The organism is Intrasporangium calvum DSM 43043 (assembly GCF_000184685.1).
GTDB lineage: Bacteria > Actinomycetota > Actinomycetes > Actinomycetales > Dermatophilaceae > Intrasporangium > Intrasporangium calvum.
Genome location: NC_014830.1, coordinates 1,476,275 through 1,492,389, shown reverse-complemented (window position 1 = coordinate 1,492,389; position 16,115 = coordinate 1,476,275). Strand labels below are relative to the sequence as shown.

Here is a 16,115-nt window from a genome sequence, read left to right as displayed (position 1 = left end):
TGCCGCTGGGCTCGTTCTCCTCGCCGCCTCAGGGAGTGGGTGGCGGCGATTCAGGACGGGCTCCCGCCTATCATAGGAGCGCCCGACGCGGGCCGGCCCCCGTAGCTCAGCGGATAGAGCAAGAGCCTTCTAATCTCTTGGTCGCAGGTTCGAGTCCTGCCGGGGGCGCCACTCGACCGCGAGGGCCCGGCCCTTCCCCACCAGCCGTGCCCAGCAGCCCTGCCCACCAAGCGTGTTCACGCGTTCCCACCAGCTGGGACGACCTGGACCGGCTCACAGCACCGGCGTACCGATGAAGTCCTTGCGGTGTGCCGTGATCGCCTCGAGAAGGACCATCTCTCGTCGGGCCGCATCGCGCTCCGCGGTGCCGTGGACGAGCCGTGCGCGGAGCAGTGCCAGATCGCTGGCGCTGTCCTGGAAGGCGTCCATGGACCGTTGCGCCGCAAGGCCGCCGCGGCGCCGAGCCCAGGCACGCGCGGCCCGTCGGGTGCCGAGGTGCGAGAGCATGCCGACCTCAGGATGGGTGAGCCACCCGGCGTCGGCATACGGCGACAAGTGCTGTCCGATGAGCCGGCCCTCGCGCCGGCGCAGCCAGACGAGGAAGCCGATGAAGCCGATGAAGAGCGGCACCTGGTAGGTGATGTAGGCGCTGAGGAAACCCTCGATGCCGGCGATCGCGGAGAGGTTCCACGCCCCGTGGAGCAGCACCGCGCAGGCCCAGCCCCCAAGGATGGCAAGCGACCTCACCACCGTGCTGCGCGACGACACCGCGATCCCGATGCCGATCCCGATGAGCGAGGTGAAGAGCGGGTGTCCGAAGGGGCCCATCAACCCGCGGACGATGAAGGTGGCCGTCAGGCCCTCGTTGCCCATCTCGGTGTAGGCCTGACCGAGATAGAGGATGTTCTCGCTGAAGGCGAAACCGGCCCCGATGAGCCCCGCGTAGACGATGCCGTCGATGATCCCGTCGAACTCGTGCCGGCGCAGCAGGTAGATGAGGAAGATCCCGATTCCCTTGAGGGTCTCCTCGGTCACGGGTGCGAGGTAGACCGCGCCGGTGGCGAACGGATCGACCCAGTTGGCGTCGACCAGCAGGACCAGGCCGAGGGTGTTGAGCCAGAAGGCTCCGACGACGGCGATCAGCGCACCCCAGAGGAAGGCGGAGACGAGGTAGCGAACCGGCTCGGCCTCGTAACGGTCGAGCCAGAGGTACGTGGGGACGATGATGACGAGGGGGATGATCGCCATGAGGCCGGCCAGGACGGCGACACGGGTCTCGAGCTGGCCGCCGATGATCCCGAGCAGGATGAGCAGCGACCCGAGCAGCAGCGCGGTGGCGACGCCGACGGTGAGGATCCTCCGGAGCACGGGTCTCCATGTGGGGTTCGGCTCACGGCTCCATTCGCGGGCTTCCAACCGCTCCAGCCCTCCGACGGGATCCCCTGAAGTCATGACCGCAGGCTAGTGCAGGACCCTGTCGGCCCGCGCCTCTATGGTGGACCGGTGACGACGACGAACGACTCGCCCAACCAGCGCGCCATCTCCGACCGGATCATCTGGATCGACTGCGAGATGACCGGCCTGTCCCTCCGGACCGACGCGCTCGTCGAGGTCGCTGCCCTCGTCACGGACTTCGAGCTCACGGTCCTCGGCGAGGGCGTCGACGTCGTCATCAGGCCGCCGGCCGCTGCGCTCGACCAGATGGACGAGTTCGTGCGCGACATGCACACGACGTCGGGACTCCTCGACGAGCTGGACGGTGGGGTGACGCTCGAGGAGGCGCAGTCCCTGGTCCTGGACTACGTGCGCAGCTTCGTCCCCGAGCCGCGCAAGGCGCCGTTGGGCGGCAACAGCGTGGCGACCGACCGCGGCTTCCTCGCCCGCGACATGCCGGACCTCGAGACACACCTGCACTACCGGATCATCGACGTCTCGTCGATCAAGGAGCTGTCCCGGCGCTGGTATCCGAGGGTCTACTTCAACGCCCCGAAGAAGTCCGGTGGCCACCGGGCGCTGGCTGACATCAAGGAGTCCATCGCCGAGTTGCGGTACTACCGCGAGGCGGTGTTCGTCCCTCAGCCGGGCCCGGACAGCGCGACGGCCAAGGCGCTCGCGGAGAGCCACGTGGTCGAGCACTGACCGATCGGACCTCGGCGCGGTCGGCGACCGGGGGTGTCACGAGCACTCCCCCGGAGCCTGTACGATTGGCGTCGCTGTCTGCAGCGACTTGGTGGGTGTAGCTCAGCTGGTAGAGCACCTGGTTGTGGTCCAGGTGGTCGCGGGTTCAAGTCCCGTCACTCACCCCAGGTGATCCCCGCACGTGGCCGCACGTGCGGGGATCTTTCTTTTCGCACCGTATGCCGCTTGGGCTCGTCCCGCTGTCCGCCTCCCTGCCGTCCCTCCCGACCGCGCCTGCCGACCGCGCCTGCCGACCGCGCCTCCCGACCGCGCCGGTGCGATACGCCACAATGGGCCGGTGATGTCGGGCAAGAAGCGAATGCAGCAGATCACGGTCGGGATCATCGTCGGCCTCATCGTCGTCAGCCTCGCCTTGACGCTCGTGGGCAGCGCTCTCGCGGCTCCGGCGGCGGGGGGCCCTCGCCCGGGCACCGTGCTGGGCCTGGCTGCGGACGGCCAGCCGACGAGCCTGCCAGCCCCGGGGATCGTCAGCACCGGCGACCCCAAGCCGGTGACCAACACACCCCAGGGGACCTCGACGCAGGTGACCGACGACGAGCACCTGGGGGGTCTGCTCGCCTACCTCGCCTTCATGCTCGGAGGGGCACTCCTCCTGGTCCGCGGGAAGCACCGAGAACGCCGCGAAAAGGCCGGTTCCGTGAGCCCGGAGTCGATTTTGTCGCGTCCCTAGCCGCCTGCTAATGTTTCCCCTCGTTGCGCCGCTAGCTCAATTGGCAGAGCAAGTGACTCTTAATCACTGGGTTCGGGGTTCGAGTCCCTGGCGGCGCACTTCCGAAGAGGCCTCCCGCGCTGCGGGAGGCCTCTTCTGCATCGAGCGGTCCCGTCGGGCGCTCGCCACCCCTCGCTGTCGGCCCCAGGGCCACCGCGGGGCCTCAGAGGTACAGCCCGGTCTGGCCGTCCTCGACGCGGGACGCCGCGACGGCGTGGATGTCGCGCTCGCGGAGCAGGGCGTAGTCGTGACCCTGCAGCTCGACCTCGGCCCGCTCCTCGGGATCGAACAGCACCCGGTCGCCGGGCTTGACCTGCCGCACCGTCGGGCCCGTCGCGACGACCTCGGCCCAGGCCAGGCGCTTGCCGACGGTGGCCGTGGCCGGGATGAGGATGCCGCCTCCGCTGCGGCGCTCGCCCTCGTGCTCGAGGCTGACGAGGAGCCGGTCATGAAGCATGCGGATCGGCAGCCTACCGGCTGCCGATCCGCTGCGTGACGCGGTGGGCGACGTGGTCTTGCTCATCTGGGTGTGCTGGTCTCCACGGGGACAGGTCAGCGGCGGCCGCGCCGTCGGATGAGCGCCGTCACGACCACCAGGGCCACCACGGCGGCGACGACGGCGCCGACCCGCTCGACCCGCAGATCACCGTCGGGCGTGTGCGTCGCCTCGTTGAGCTTGAGCTTGAGGCTCTGGGCTTGGCGCTCGGCGATGACCTTGGGCTGGGCGCGGTAGGCCAGCTCGTTGACGGTCCCCTCGAGGCGCGCCCGGGCTGCCTCGATGTCCCTCTCGATGCGTGCGGTCTCAGTCATGACGATTCCTTTCGGCAGGCTGCTGTCGACTCTAGTCGGGGCTTCGCCAAGGAGGGGTCAGACGGCGAGACCGAGGTCGCGTCGAAGCTTGGCGACGTGTCCCGTCGCCTTGACGTTGTAGAGCGCATGGACGATGACCCCGTCCGCGTCGATGACGAACGTGGACCGGATGACCCCCTCGACCGTCTTCCCGTACAGCTTCTTCTCGCCGTACGCCCCGTAGGCGCGATGCACCTCGAGCGACTCGTCCGAGAGGAGCGGGATGGTCAGTGCGTCACGCTCACGGAACTTCGCGAGCTTGCCCGGCTCGTCCTTGCTGATGCCGAGGACCTCGTAGCCGTCACGTCGCAGCGACTCCAGCGACTCACTGAAGTCACACGCCTGCGTGGTGCAGCCCGGTGTCATGGCCGCCGGGTAGAAGTACACGATCGCCTTGCGACCGCGGAAGTCGCTGAGGCGGACGGTCGCACCGGTGTCGTCGGGCAGGGTGAAGTCGGGGGCTTGGTCACCGGGCTGGAGTCGGTCGCTCACGGGTCTCCTTCGTCGATCGTGCACGAGAGTGCGGACGGCGGGACTCGAACCCGCACGCCGAGGCACAGGAACCTAAATCCTGCGTGTCTGCCAGTTCCACCACGTCCGCCTGGGCGGCCCTCCATGCGGAGAACCGCGGCCCAGCCTAGTTGCCTACCCTGACGACATGCGGCAACAGGTGAGCACGGGCAGTGCTTGGGAACGACACGTCGGCTACTCGCGCGCGGTGCGGGTCGGCGACACGATCCACGTCGCGGGAACGACCGCGGTCCGGGACGGAGCGGTCGTCGGGGGCGGTGACGCCTACCTGCAGACGAAGGCTGTTCTCGAGATCATCGTCGCCGCCCTCGCGGAGCTCGGCGCCTCCCCGGTGGACGTGGTGCGGACCAGGATCTTCGTCACCGACATCACGCGCTGGGAGGAGATCGGCCGCGCCCACGGGGAGGTCTTCGGAGCTTCCCGACCGGCCGCGACCATGGTGCAGGTCTCCGCGTTGATCGACCCGGTACTCCTCGTCGAGATCGAGGCGGACGCGGTCGTCGGTCAGGCGGGCTCCTAGGTCCACCCGCCACGACGTGCGGGGGGGTCGCCCCACCTGCCGATCATGCTGGGCTCTGGGCCGGCCACGTGCTGTTGTGCCACCGCGCCGCGCATCGTCGTGTCCGCGCGTCGTCCTGTCCGCGCGTCGCCTTGTCTGCGGACCTCGCCGCCCCGCTCAGAAGGGTGGCGGGTCGTCCAGTGACCGACGTGGATCGCAGTGCGGGGGTGTGTCGTCCAAGGCCTCACGGTAGTTCTTGGGGTAGGTCGTGCGCTCCCTCCCCGCCACGGTCGTCCAGCGCAGTCCGCGAGTCAGCTCATGATCTGCCGTGGGGGTGCACGTCGAGTACCGCGCGGTCTTGAGGTTGTGGTGCTGCCGGTCCAGAGGTCCAGCATTGGTCGTCGAGGTCTCACCCTCCGGGTATGGCACGTGGTGGTCGATGTCGCATCGGCGGGCCGGGACCAGACAGCCCGGCGCACGGCAGTGCCCGTCGAGCGCGCGAACCTGCTCGGTCATGGCCGGAGTGGGTCGATACCGGTCCGTGCCGAGCTTGAGGGCCTGGCCGGTCAGTGCGTCGACGGCGAGCCATCGCCATTGCGACCCCTCGGCAGTGATGATCTCGCGTGCGTGCCGCGCGGTGACCCACCCATGTCCGGGCATCTCGCAGGCCGCGTCACTCGCGCCGGTGGCGACCTCGAAGGGAACGACGATCCACACGTGGGCCGGTGGAGCCACGGGTGCGCAGGCACAGGGACCCGCCTGGGACGCCTCCGCGGTGCCGTCGACCGAAGCGGTGCCGTCGACCGAAGCGGTGCCGTCGACCAAAGCGGTGCCGTCGACCAAAGCGGCGCCGATCGGCACGGCTGCACCGGGGAGGCAGGGAGCGCAGTCAGCTTCGGCGAGCCACGGAGGCGGGGTGCCAGGAGTCGCAGCAAGGTCAGGAGTCGCAGCAAGGTCAGGAGTCGCAGCCGTGACAGGAGTCGCGCCGGTGACAGGGGCCGAAGCGAGCTCAGTGGGGACAGCCGGCGGTCCGTCGAGGAAGGAGTTCGTCATCCGTGAGTGCTGGGAGCACGGCCCGTAGATGTGCCCCAGGAGTGCATCGGTGGCGAGGTCCGACCGGAGCTGGGCGAAGGTGCGCGGATCGCCCGCCGCACGCAGGGCACGGGCCAGGGCCTCCAGCCGCTCCATGATCGCGACGGTCCGCTCTGCGCTGGTGGTGATCGAGAGCAGGCCCGTGCCGTGCTCGGTCAGCTCGCCGTGGGCGCTGCGGGCGGCCAAAGCGTTCCGTCGGCCGCGTGTCGCGTTCTCGCCGGCTGAGGAGGCGACCAGGCGTCGCAACCGGCGCGTGATGACCTGGTGAGTGGGACGGGACCCGTCCGGCATCGGAGCCAGGACACGCTCGGTGATCGTCGCGATCGCGTCATCCGGAAGCTCCCGGGTCGCCCCGGCGATCAGAGCGGCATGCAGCAGCGAGACGGAGCCGGTGGCGAGTCGATCCAGCAGTGGTCGGTGCCGACGCGGCGCCGCCGCGAGCTCCAGTCGACGGCGCACCTCGAACGCCGGCACCGGCGTCGCGAGTGCGACCTCCTGGACGACGAGCTGCTCGACGCTGACGCTGGCCTCGGCCGGGCTCTCCCGCGGCAGGCCATCGGGTAGCTGGGCCTGGTGCGCGGCGTGAGCCTGCTCGAGGACCGTGTGGAGGGCGCCGTAGACCTCCATCAGCTCGGCGTCGAGACGCGCCCTGCGTTCCTCCAGAGCCTCGATCTGCGCCACCAGGGCGCCGGCCGCCTGCTCGAGCGTGAGGTAGGCGGCAAGCCCCTCGTCCTCTCCCTGGCTCTGGCCCTGGCTCTGGCCCTCTCCCTGGTCGTCGACCCGGTCCCCCGGGCCCGCTCCATGTCGGTCACCGGCAGGACCGACATGGAGCTCCGTGACAGGCCCCCTCGGAAACAGGTCGAGCCGGGCTGGCGGCCTCGGCTGCGCTGCGGACTGCAGGACCGTTCCCTCGGGAGTCAGCCCGTGGCCCCCGAGTCCACGCCGCAGGGCCAGCTCCAGCGGAGACAGCGGCGCCTCGATGAACGGCATCACGTCCCCTCCCTGACGACGGTCCAGCCCGGGTCCCAGCCACGCTGATCCCGACGGCGACGCGCCAGCCACCTCGCGAAGCCATCTTCATCCCATCACAGCAACGCCCTCCGATCAAGACTTCGCAGCACCGGAAAGTGGTTGAAAATGACTGCAGGAGAGGGTGATTCAGCGATACGTTCCCCTATCACGGACCACCGACAGCACCCTCGACAGACCTCGCGACGGGCTTGGCGACGGGCTTGGCGACGGGCTTGGCCCGCATCCCCATGCGGGGAACACGGACGGCGTCGGTGCGATCAGGCGACCTGCACCGCGATGGTGTGGAGTCCTTCGGCGCCGTTCGGCGCCGGCGGTCGCTCGACGGCGGACTGGAGGTTTCCAGCGCGGTCCCGGGCCCGAACCCGCAGAACGTGGCTCCCGGGTCGCGCCTCCCAGTCGAGGACCCACTGCCGCCACGCGTCGATGCTCGCGTCGGTGGCGAGCCGCGCGGCCGTCCAGGGACCGTCATCGACCTGGACCTCGACCGAGGAGACGCCCCGGTGCTGCGCCCAGGCCACACCGGCCACCGCGACCCGGCCCGCGGGCACCGTCGCACCGGTTCGAGGCACGTCGATCCGCGAGGACGTCTTGATGGGCCCGTCTGCCGACCAGCCACGCGGCGTCCAGTAGCCGACGTCGTCCGCGAAGGTCGTCACCTTCAGCTCGGTGACCCACTTGCACGCGGACACGTAGCCATAGAGCCCCGGCACGACGAGCCGTACCGGAAAGCCGTGCTCGAAGGGAAGTGGCTCCCCGTTCATCCGCACCGCGAGCAAGGCGTTCCGCTCGTCCGTCAGGGCACCGAGGGGGGTCCCGCACGTCCACCCGTCGGCGCTCGTCTGCAGGACCATGTCCGCGCCCGATCGCGGACCGGCGAGCGCGAGCAGCTCGCGCACGGGCCAGCCGGTCCAGACCGCGTTGCCGACCAGATCCCCGCCGACCTCGTTGGACACGCACGCAAGGGTGACGAGGGCTTCGCGCATCGGTTTGTCCTGCAACGTCGCCCAGTCGATCTCGACCTCACGGTCGATCAGCCCGGTGACCTTGAGCCGCCAGTCCTCGGCAGTGAGGCGCGGTACGACGATGGCGGTGTCGATCCGGTAGAAGTCGTCGTTCGGGACGATGAACGGCGCCGCGCCCGGGACGTCGAGGTCCGCCCCGGCGGGGACGGCGACCGGAGTGGCGCGCGCCGGCTCCCTCGCGATCGCCTCGCGCGACGCCGTGGCCTCGGTGGAGTCACCACCGAGCCAGCCCCCGACGTATGCCGCTGAGCCGCCTACCACGGCCCCCAGCACGAGCCGTCGGGCGGGGTTCCCGACGTCCGAGGCGGCCGGCTCGCGGTACCCGCGCCCGAGGAACCACAGCCCGACCGCCGTCCCCACGAGGGTGGGCACGGCGTCCGCGGCTGTCGCCTCCGGACGGGAGAGGACGGCCGCGCCGCCGACGGCACCCAGCAACGCAAAAGCGGTGAGGGCAAGCCTCGACCGCCGGGTGGCGAGGACCCCGATGAGCAGGCAGCCCATGGCGAGGACGAGGACGACGCCGACGAGCAGGGCACGCTTGTCATTGGAGCCGAAGGCGGCGATCGCCAGGTCCTTGAGCCACGCGGGCGTCCGGTCGATGAAGGCGCCACTGACAGCTGCGATGGGCGCCGGCTGACCGCTCGTCGCCCCGACCTGCTGCATCAGCGCGGCCAGCAGGGTCGCCAGCCCGACGGTCAGCAAACCGGAGACCAGCCCGCGCGCGGCGGCGAGCGCCCGGCCCCCGGTGCGCCCGGAGGGGTGCGGCGCGGCGCTGCCACGCGGCGGGCTGGTCGAGCTCATGGCCGGAGCAGCTCCCTGAGACGAGGGACCAGCGCCCGGAAGGCCACGTGGCGGTGCGAGACCCCGTTCTTCTCCGCGGGCGAGTACTCGGCGAGGGTCCGCTCCAGCGAGGCGTCGGGCTGGCCGTCCGGGACGAAGATCGGGTCATACCCGAAGCCACCGGTGCCCCGCGGCTCGCGAGCCACCTGGCCGGGGAAGCGCCCGACCTCCACTGCGGACCGACCGTCGGGCAGCACCAGCGCCGCCGCGCAGACGAACGCAGCCCCACGGTGCTCGTGGCGCACGTCGTCCAGCTGGGCCAGGAGCAGCTCCAGGTTGGCGCGGTCGGCTCCTGCGCCCTTCCGGCCCGACCAGCGAGCGCTGAAGATCCCCGGGGCGCCGCCGAGCACGTCCACCGCCAGACCCGAGTCGTCCGCGAGCGCCGGGAGCCCGGTCGCCTCGGCTGCCGACTGCGCCTTGAGGACGGCGTTCGTCTCGAACGTGACGCCGTCCTCGACCACGTCCGGGGCGTCGGGGAACTCGTCGAGACCCACGATCTCGAGGTCGAGCTGGGTGCAGACGTCGGCGAGGATCTCGCGCATCTCCTCGACCTTGTGGTGGTTCCGGGTGGCGAGGACGAGCCTGGTCATGACGCGACCCCCTCCGAACCGGAGGCGAGGGCGGCTCGCTGGGCTGCGGTGAGGTCGGCGCACCCCTTGGCCGCGAGCTCCAGCAGGTCGTCGAGGAGGGCGCGGTCGAAGGGCTCGCCCTCGGCGGTGCCCTGCACCTCGATGTAGCGCCCGTCGCCCGTCATGACGACGTTCATGTCCGTCTCCGCGGTCGAGTCCTCGGGGTAGTCGAGGTCGATGACGGCCCGGCCACCGACGATGCCCACGGAGACCGCGGCGACCGAGCCGGTCAGCGGCTGGGCTCCCTTGGCGATGAGGCCCCTGGCTCGAGCGTCCTCGATGGCGTCGGCCAGCGCGACGTAGGCGCCGGTGATGGCCGCGGTCCGGGTGCCGCCGTCGGCCTGGAGGACGTCGCAGTCGAGGACGATGGTGTTCTCGCCGAGCGCCTTGGTGTCGATCACGGCGCGCAGGCTGCGGCCGATGAGCCGCGAGATCTCATGGGTCCGGCCGCCGATGCGCCCCTTGACGCTCTCGCGGTCCGAGCGGGTGTTCGTGGCCCGGGGCAGCATGGCGTACTCGGCCGTCACCCACCCCGTTCCCCGACCCTTGAGCCAGCGCGGCACGCCCTCGGTGAAGGAGGCCGCACAGAGCACCCGGGTGCGCCCGAACTCCACGAGGACGCTGCCCTCGGCGTGGTCGAGCCACCCACGGGTGATCCGCACCTCCCGGGTCTCGTCGGGGGCCCGTCCGTCATGTCGTGTCGCAGTCATGCCCCTGAGGCTAGCCATCCCTCAACGGTAGGTCGCCGGTCGTCCACCCAGCCCGGCCCCGCGCCCGAGGTCACGGAGCCGTTGGACCGAGCCCAGCGGCATACGGAATCCCGTCACACGGTGTAGGTGGCACCCGGCTTGGCGAGCTCGACCTCACCCGGCCACACGGCGGCCGCCTGGGCCCGGCACTGCTCGGGGTCGTTCCACGCGGGCAGGTGCGTGAGCATGAGCCGCTGGACGCCACCCGCTCGGACGGCCGCCTCGGCGGCGCGGCTGCCCGACAGGTGGATGCCGCGGACCTCGTCCCGGCCGTCGACGAAGGCCGCGTCCGCGAGCACGAGGTCGGCCCCCGTCATGAGCGGGGTCAAGGCGTCGCACAGGTCGGTGTCCCCGGTGTAGACGAGCACCCGGCCGTCGGCCTCGACGCGGAAGCCGTAGGCCTCGATCGGGTGCTCCACCCGGACGGGAGTGATCGTGAAGGGCCCCACGACGACAGGCTCCCGATCGGTGAACGTCCGGAAGTCGAAGACCCCCGGGACGTCCTCGATCTCCTCGTTGCCGTACGCGCGGACCAGGTGGTCGCCCGTCCCCTCCGGGCCGTAGGCCGGCAGCCCTTCCCGGCCCGAGCCTCCGGGGACGTACTTGAGCATGACGTAGAGACCGCACAGGTCGATGCAGTGGTCCACGTGGAGGTGGCTGACGAGGACCGCGTCCACCGTCAGCGGGTCGACGTGCCGCTGGAGGTGGCCGAGCGCGCCGTTGCCGAGGTCGAGAACGATGCTCCACGTCCGGCCTTCGTGCTCGCTCCGGACCAGATAGCTCGACGCAGGCGAGTCCGGCCCCGCGAACGATCCGGAGCATCCGACGATGGTGAGGTCCACGAACCGAGCCTAGGTGCCCCGTCCGCCGGGGGCCCGCGACTTGCTCGTCGGGTGTGTCACACGGGCACCCCGCCGACGGAACCCCGGGCGGAGGCGACCCTCAGGCCTCCCCCATGAGCGCCTGGGTCAGCGTCTCCTGGAGCCAGGTGAGGAAGTCGTACCACGCCATCGCGTAGCCGAGCGGGTCGTCGTCTCCCATCACCTCCATCGCCGCGTGGAGCCGGTCCGCATCCTCCTCGGTGCGCATCCCCATCCGCTCGGCGAGGAGGAGACGGACGTCCGTCAGGGCCGTGAGGAAGGCCGGGGCCTGGACGGCATCCAGCTCCACCCGGTCCCCCGATGCGCTGGCGATCCGGTCCATCGCCACGTCGAGGTTCGCGCTCTTGCGCTGCCGCAGTCCCTCCTCCGTCAGGCGCCGGAACTCGGCCGCGACGGCATCGTCCCCCCGGTGCGCGTCCGGGAGCAGGCGGTCCAGGGCGGGGTCACGCTCCTCCCCCGGGTGCGCCTCCGCATCGGGCGGGTCGGCCGACGCCCGCGGCTCCTGGTCGTCCTGGCCGAGCGACACGCCCATCGCGGCAACGAGGTCGGCGAAGGCGTCACCGGTGGACTCGACCTCCGGCGAGAGCACGACCCGGGTCTGCTCCATGAGGCCGTGGAGCATGAAGCGCTCGGTCTCGTCGAGGACCGCGACGTAGCGCCCGTCCTCCATCAGGAAAGCGCGGGCCATCACTCGTCCTTCTCGAAGGTCGCCCAGAGCCCGTAGCCCTGCAACGACTCGGCGTCGCGCTCCATGGACTCACGCGGCCCGTGGGACACGACCGCGCGACCCTTGGTGTGGACGTCCATCATCAGCTTCTCCGCCTTCGGCCTCGGGTAGCCGAAGTATGTCTCGAAGACCCAGGTGACATAGCTCATGAGGTTGACCGGGTCGTTCCAGACGATGGTCACCCAGGGGACGTCGGGGGCCACCAGGTCATCGGTCCCGGTGACCTCCTCCGTCTCGGGGCTGCGGACCGGCGCAGGAGGCGCGAGGGACAGGCTGGTCGACATCACCCGTCCACCCTATGACCGCTCCGTGACCGCCCCGGGACGGCGCCGGCAGCCGTCAGGACCGTAGGCTGGCCGGCGTGAGCACCGCACTGCTGACCGACCACTACGAGCTGACCATGGTGCAGGCTGCCCTCGCCTCCGGCGAGGCCCACCGCCGGTGCGTCTTCGAAGCCTTCTCCCGGCGCCTGCCCGACGGTCGACGCTACGGCGTCGTCGGCGGCACCGGACGCTTCCTCGAGGCCCTTGAGCAGTTCCGCTTCGGAGACGACGAGATCCGCTTCCTGGCGGACCGGAACGTGGTCGACGCGGCGACGATCGACTGGCTGGCCGGATACCGGTTCAGCGGGACGATCAGCGGCTACCCCGAGGGTGAGTGCTACTTCCCCTACTCACCCGTCCTCGTCGTCGAGTCGACCTTCGCCGAGGGCGTCCTCCTCGAGACCGTGGTCCTCTCGATCCTCAACCACGACACCGCCATTGCGTCCGCGGCCTCACGGATGACCGCCGCTGCCGGCGACCGACCCTGCATCGAGATGGGTTCGCGCCGCACCCAGGAGGAGTCCGCCGTGGCCGCCGCCCGAGCTGCCTACGTCGCGGGGTTCGAGGCGACGAGCAACCTCGAGGCCGGACGCCGCTACGGGGTACCCACCGCGGGCACGGCCGCGCACGCCTTCACCCTTCTCTACGACTCGGAGCGGGAGGCGTTCACCGCGCAGGTCCAGTCGCTCGGCAAGGGCACCACCCTGCTCGTCGACACCTACGACGTCAGGACGGCCGTCGACCTCGCCATGGAGATCGCCGGGTCCGAGCTCGGAGCCGTGCGCCTCGACTCGGGCGACCTGCTCATCCAGGCGAAGGAGGTCCGTACGCAGCTCGACGCCGCCGGCAACACCGCGACCCGGATCATCGTCACCTCCGACCTCGACGAGCACGCCATCGCCGCGCTCGCCGCCGGCCCGGTGAGCGGTTACGGCGTGGGCACGGCCCTCGTCACCGGTTCGGGGGCGCCCACGGCGTCGATGGTCTACAAGCTCGTCCAGCGCGAGAACGGCGCGGGCGAGATGGAGAACGTCGCCAAGAAGAGCAAGGACAAGGCCTCCGTCGGGGGGCGGAAGTGGGCGATGCGCCGCCGCAACGCCGGGGGCGTCGCCGAGGCAGAGGTGATCGGCATCGGCGAGCGTCCCCAGGACGACGGCAACGACCGTCCCCTCATGATCGAGCTGGTCCGCGACGGCGAGGTGGTCGACCACCAGGACATCCACGAGGCCCGGTCCCGGCACGCCGCCGCACGGGCGGAGCTACCGCGCGCCGCCACCCAGCTGTCCCGGGGTGAGCCCGTGATCCCCACGGTGTACGAGGAGGACTGACGATGTCCGACAGCCCAGTTCCCGCTCCGATCCCCGGTGCCGGGCCGAGCCCCGGCGCGGGCTTGACCCCGAGTTCGACCCCGAGTTCGACCCCGAGTTCGACCCCGAGCCGACCCGCCGGGCGCCGGCGCGCGCTCATCATCGTCGATGTCCAGAACGACTTCTGCGAGGGCGGCTCCCTTGCGGTGGCCGGCGGCGCCGCCGTCGCGGCCTCCATCGCGGACCACGTCGAGGATCACGCCGGCGACTATGACGCCGTCGTCGCGACGGCAGACTGGCATGTCGACCCGGGCGGACACTTCTCCCCGTCCCCCGACTTCGTCGACTCGTGGCCGGTGCACTGCGTCGCCGACACTTCTGGCTCGGCGTTCCATCCCGCGCTCGCTCCCGCGCTCGGCTCGGTGCAGGCCGTCTTCCGCAAGGGCGAGCACGCCGCCGCCTACAGCGGGTTCGAGGGGCGCAGCACCGACGCCGAGCAGGCGACGCTCGCGGCCTGGCTCGAGGAGCGGGGCGTCTCACAGGTCGATGTCGTCGGCATCGCCACCGACCACTGCGTCCGCGCCACGGCCCTCGACGCACGGCGTGAGGGGCTGGAGACGACGGTCCTGCTCGACCTCACCGCTGGCGTCGCCAGAACCACGACCGACGCAGCCCTCAGGCAGCTCGGCGGGGCTGGGGTACGCCTCACGGGGGCGCCGCGGCTGGCCGACTGACGCCGCGCGGTCGTCACCGCAGGACGGTGGACAACGCCCGAGCAGCGCGCTCGAGCCGGGGCCGGGTCGTGACGGGGTCGATGGGCCCGAGCGCGACGACGCCGACCGAGGCATCGACGACGCGCTCCGGCTCGCCGGCGTCGGTGGCGGCGGCGAGCACGGGGATCGCCAGCCCGTGCGCCCCGGGTTGGATCTCCCCACCCGAGATGACGAGCTCGGACGACCCGGACCGACCCGCGAGGATGGCTCGTCCGGCCGCCCCCAGGTGGAGCGGGTGGCGCGTGCCGGCCCGGTAGGCGACGTGGAAGTCGGTCCACGTGGGTTCGACGACGACGAGGGCGAGCGCCTCGTCCGCCTCCGCGACGGTGAGGTGGGCGGTGGCACCGACGGCGTCGGCGAGCTCCTGGAGGATCGGCCGGGCCTCGGACCGCACGAGGGGCCGCACCGCGGCAGCGAGCCGGCTGACACCGAGGCCGAGCCGGACCCGCCCGTTGGGGCGCCGGGCGACCAGGTGGTGCGCTTCGAGGGCGGTGACCAGACGGTAGACGACCGGCCGACCGACGTCGAGCTGGGCAGCGAGCTCGGTGATGGTCAGCCCGCCGCCGAGGTCCGGACGGGCGAGCACCTCGAGCAGCCGGATCCCCCGGTCGAGCGTTTTCGAGGTCTCAGGTGCGCGGGTGCCGCGTGGGGGGTGGTCGGCCGCTTCGGCCCGCTCGCTCATCAGCGCTCGGAACGGGCGGGGCCCGGGCTGGGGTTTCCGCTCCCCAGCTGGCCGGCGCCCCGGGACCACGAAAGGGCGTAGATCCCGTCGTCGGCAGCGAGACCGGCCTCTCCGAGCTCGAGTGGCCGGAACGTGTCGACCATGACGGCGAGCTCGTCGAAGTACTCGACGCCGATGGAGCCCTCGGTCGCCCCCGGCTGCGGCCCGTGGGCGTGTCCGCCGGGGTGGACCGAGATCGAGCCGCGCCCGATGCCGGAGCCCTTGCGGGCCTCGTAGTCTCCGTCGACGTAGAACATGATCTCGTCGCTGTCCACGTTGGAGTGGTAGTAGGGCACCGGGATGGCGAGCGGGTGGTAGTCGACCTTGCGGGGGACGAAGTTGCACACCACGAAGTTCGTCGCCTCGAAGACCTGGTGCACCGGGGGTGGCTGGTGGACGCGGCCGGTGATGGGCTCGAAGTCCCGGATGTTGAAGACGAACGGATAGAGACAGCCGTCCCAGCCGACGACGTCGAGCGGGTGGAAGGGCAGCGTGTGGACGGTCCCGACCACTCCGCCGGGCCCGTTGCCGCGGTGCTTGATGTAGACGTCGGTCTCGGCTGCCGCGTCCGCGCCGACGTCCTCGGCCAAGAGCGGGCCGGCGGGGCCCCTCAGGTCGCGCTCGCAGTAGGGCGCGTGCTCCAGCAGCTGGCCGTAGCTGCTGAGATTGCGCCTCGGCGGGGTGATGTGGCTGTTCGCCTCGATGCAGTAGGCGCGGAGCGGGTCCGCGGCGTCCTCGACCGGGAGCCACCGGTGGGTGGTCGCGCGCGGGAGTATGACGTAGTCGCCCTCGGCGACCTCGAACGCACCGAACACCGTCTCGACGCGGGCGGCGCCGCGCTCGACGTAGACGCACTCGTCGCCGATGCCGTTGCGGTACCACGGGCTGGGCCGTCCCGCCACGGCGTAGGAGATCCGGACGTCTCCGTTGCCCAGGACGAGCCGTCGGCCGGTCACGACGTCGGTCGCGGCCACAGCGGCGTCGTCGAAGAGGTCGTGCAGCCTGAGGTGACGCGGCGTCAGCGGGTGGTTCGGTGCCGTCGACTGGTCGGGGACGTCCCACACTCGGGAAGCAGAGACGGTCGACGGGATGTTGCGGTGGTAGAGGAGGGACGAGTCGGACGAGAAGCCCTCCTCCCCCATCAGCTCCTCGAAGTAGAGCTCGCCGTCGGCGCGGCGGTGTTGGGTGTGCCGCTTCGGCGGGATGTTCCCGGCCGCCCGGTAGTACGCCAT

General features: G+C 71.1%; 18 protein-coding genes and 4 tRNA genes. 8 read left to right on the top strand and 14 right to left on the bottom strand.

The window, feature by feature from the left end; translation table 11 throughout:
- Positions 1-95 precede the first annotated feature (95 nt).
- Positions 96-171 (top strand) — tRNA-Arg (locus INTCA_RS06755).
- A 102-nt stretch (positions 172-273) separates the two neighbouring features.
- Here the strand turns inward: INTCA_RS06755 and INTCA_RS06750 are convergent.
- Entirely contained in the window at positions 274-1,368 is a 1,095-nt protein-coding gene (locus INTCA_RS06750; RefSeq protein WP_013492168.1) for a PrsW family intramembrane metalloprotease, read from the bottom strand.
- Between the two features lie 135 nt (positions 1,369-1,503).
- Between INTCA_RS06750 and orn the strand changes: the two genes are divergently transcribed.
- The 4 genes from orn (at position 1,504) to INTCA_RS06730 (ending at position 2,967) form a co-directional block, all read left to right on the top strand.
- A complete protein-coding gene (gene orn, locus INTCA_RS06745; RefSeq protein ID WP_013492167.1) occupies positions 1,504-2,139 on the top strand; it encodes an oligoribonuclease in 636 nt (211 codons plus the stop codon).
- Positions 2,140-2,230: 91 nt separating this feature from the next.
- Positions 2,231-2,306 (top strand) — tRNA-His (locus tag INTCA_RS06740).
- 173 nt (positions 2,307-2,479) lie between these two features.
- Positions 2,480-2,869, top strand: coding sequence for a hypothetical protein (locus tag INTCA_RS06735; protein WP_013492166.1), 390 nt, complete (start codon positions 2,480-2,482; stop codon positions 2,867-2,869).
- A 25-nt stretch (positions 2,870-2,894) separates the two neighbouring features.
- Positions 2,895-2,967 (top strand) — tRNA-Lys (locus INTCA_RS06730).
- A 104-nt stretch (positions 2,968-3,071) separates the two neighbouring features.
- Here the strand turns inward: INTCA_RS06730 and INTCA_RS06725 are convergent.
- From INTCA_RS06725 to INTCA_RS06710, 4 genes are all read right to left on the bottom strand, one after another.
- Positions 3,072-3,431 carry a GroES family chaperonin gene (locus INTCA_RS06725; RefSeq protein WP_013492165.1) on the bottom strand — a complete coding sequence of 120 codons (360 nt, stop codon included), beginning with the start codon at positions 3,429-3,431 and terminating at the stop codon, positions 3,072-3,074.
- A gap of 29 nt (positions 3,432-3,460) precedes the next feature.
- Positions 3,461-3,718, bottom strand: a complete 258-nt coding sequence (locus INTCA_RS06720) for a DUF3618 domain-containing protein (RefSeq protein WP_013492164.1) — start codon at positions 3,716-3,718, stop codon at positions 3,461-3,463.
- Positions 3,719-3,775: 57 nt separating this feature from the next.
- The gene (gene bcp, locus INTCA_RS06715; RefSeq protein WP_013492163.1) at positions 3,776-4,249 is read right to left on the bottom strand and encodes a thioredoxin-dependent thiol peroxidase; all 474 of its coding nucleotides are present in this window, start codon (positions 4,247-4,249) and stop codon (positions 3,776-3,778) included.
- 29 nt (positions 4,250-4,278) lie between these two features.
- Positions 4,279-4,358: transfer RNA gene (locus INTCA_RS06710), tRNA-Leu, on the bottom strand.
- Between the two features lie 57 nt (positions 4,359-4,415).
- Between INTCA_RS06710 and INTCA_RS06705 the strand changes: the two genes are divergently transcribed.
- Complete coding sequence (locus INTCA_RS06705) at positions 4,416-4,808, top strand: RidA family protein (RefSeq protein WP_013492162.1); 393 nt, start codon at positions 4,416-4,418, stop codon at positions 4,806-4,808.
- Between the two features lie 156 nt (positions 4,809-4,964).
- Here INTCA_RS06705 and INTCA_RS19500 read toward each other — a convergent pair whose 3' ends face one another.
- The 7 genes from INTCA_RS19500 to clpS all read right to left on the bottom strand — a co-directional run bounded on the left by INTCA_RS19500 (position 4,965) and on the right by clpS (position 12,043).
- A complete protein-coding gene (locus INTCA_RS19500) occupies positions 4,965-6,869 on the bottom strand; it encodes an HNH endonuclease signature motif containing protein (protein ID WP_013492161.1) in 1,905 nt (634 codons plus the stop codon).
- 299 nt (positions 6,870-7,168) lie between these two features.
- Positions 7,169-8,734, bottom strand: coding sequence for a molybdopterin-dependent oxidoreductase (locus INTCA_RS06690; protein WP_013492160.1), 1,566 nt, complete (start codon positions 8,732-8,734; stop codon positions 7,169-7,171).
- Entirely contained in the window at positions 8,731-9,363 is a 633-nt protein-coding gene (rdgB, locus tag INTCA_RS06685) for an RdgB/HAM1 family non-canonical purine NTP pyrophosphatase (protein ID WP_013492159.1), read from the bottom strand. The genes INTCA_RS06690 and rdgB overlap by 4 nt, the downstream gene beginning before the upstream one ends.
- Positions 9,360-10,112 (bottom strand): ribonuclease PH, encoded by a 753-nt coding sequence (gene rph / locus INTCA_RS06680; protein WP_041307360.1) that lies wholly within the window; start codon positions 10,110-10,112, stop codon positions 9,360-9,362. Before rph ends, rdgB begins: the two co-directional genes overlap by 4 nt.
- Positions 10,113-10,225: 113 nt before the next feature.
- On the bottom strand, positions 10,226-10,993 hold the full coding sequence (locus INTCA_RS06675) for an MBL fold metallo-hydrolase (RefSeq protein ID WP_013492157.1): 768 nt from the start codon (positions 10,991-10,993) through the stop codon (positions 10,226-10,228).
- Positions 10,994-11,093: 100 nt separating this feature from the next.
- Complete coding sequence (locus INTCA_RS06670; RefSeq protein WP_013492156.1) at positions 11,094-11,720, bottom strand: DUF2017 domain-containing protein; 627 nt, start codon at positions 11,718-11,720, stop codon at positions 11,094-11,096.
- A complete protein-coding gene (gene clpS / locus INTCA_RS06665) occupies positions 11,720-12,043 on the bottom strand; it encodes an ATP-dependent Clp protease adapter ClpS (RefSeq protein WP_013492155.1) in 324 nt (107 codons plus the stop codon). The genes INTCA_RS06670 and clpS overlap by 1 nt, the downstream gene beginning before the upstream one ends.
- A 116-nt stretch (positions 12,044-12,159) precedes the next feature.
- Here clpS and INTCA_RS06660 point away from each other — a divergent pair, with 116 nt between their 5' ends.
- Together INTCA_RS06660 and INTCA_RS06655 are read left to right on the top strand one after the other, a co-directional pair.
- Positions 12,160-13,410 carry a nicotinate phosphoribosyltransferase gene (locus INTCA_RS06660; RefSeq protein ID WP_244859895.1) on the top strand — a complete coding sequence of 417 codons (1,251 nt, stop codon included), beginning with the start codon at positions 12,160-12,162 and terminating at the stop codon, positions 13,408-13,410.
- A 2-nt stretch (positions 13,411-13,412) separates the two neighbouring features.
- Complete coding sequence (locus tag INTCA_RS06655) at positions 13,413-14,123, top strand: isochorismatase family protein (protein WP_013492153.1); 711 nt, start codon at positions 13,413-13,415, stop codon at positions 14,121-14,123.
- 13 nt (positions 14,124-14,136) lie between these two features.
- Here the strand turns inward: INTCA_RS06655 and INTCA_RS06650 are convergent, their stop codons facing one another.
- Complete coding sequence (locus tag INTCA_RS06650) at positions 14,137-14,844, bottom strand: IclR family transcriptional regulator (RefSeq protein ID WP_013492152.1); 708 nt, start codon at positions 14,842-14,844, stop codon at positions 14,137-14,139.
- Positions 14,844-16,115, bottom strand: coding sequence for a homogentisate 1,2-dioxygenase (locus tag INTCA_RS06645; protein ID WP_013492151.1), 1,272 nt, complete (start codon positions 16,113-16,115; stop codon positions 14,844-14,846). Before INTCA_RS06645 ends, INTCA_RS06650 begins: the two co-directional genes overlap by 1 nt.